Source organism: Kitasatospora sp. MBT63, from assembly GCF_000710465.2.
Classification (GTDB): Bacteria; Actinomycetota; Actinomycetes; order Streptomycetales; family Streptomycetaceae; genus Kitasatospora.
The window spans coordinates 1-458 of record NZ_JAIZ01000401.1; the positions used below are offsets into that span (position 1 = coordinate 1).

The following is a 458-nucleotide window of genomic DNA, read 5'->3' on the forward strand; positions in this document are numbered from 1 at the left end:
GCGGTGCGCCGTGCGGGTCAGCGGGCGATCGAGATGGCGAAGGGTGTGAATCCGTCGGCGCGGATGACGTGCGGGACGAAGAGGATGGCGGCCTCGGTGGCGCGGGCGGTGCGGATTGCGCCGAGGTCGGTGATCCAGTCCTGGTGCCAGCCGAGGTCGGTGAGCAGGTCGCGGACGGTCTGCTTGGCCTGCGGGTCGTCGCCGGAGAGGAACGCGGTGGGCGTCCGGGTGAGGGTGGCCGGGGCGGTCATCACCGGGAAGAGCATGGTGTTGAGCGTCTTGACGACGTGGGTGTCGGGGAGTGCCTCCTGGAGCTGCTCGGCGAGGCTCGAGCCGGGGTGGATCAGGTCGCCCGGCAGTCCGTCCGGTCCGTCGACGGTGGCGTTGGAGACGTCGATGAGGATCTTGCCGCGCAGCTCGTCCCGCAGGGCCGTGAGCCGTTCCAGGGAGCCGGCGCC

The 458-nt window shown here is 71.4% G+C and carries 1 protein-coding gene; it reads right to left on the reverse strand.

From position 1 onward, the window contains the following. Nucleotides 1-17 precede the first annotated feature (17 nt). The coding region (locus tag AA75_RS22790) for an NADPH-dependent F420 reductase (protein WP_033822047.1) at nt 18-458 on the reverse strand (441 nt) is incomplete at its 5' end.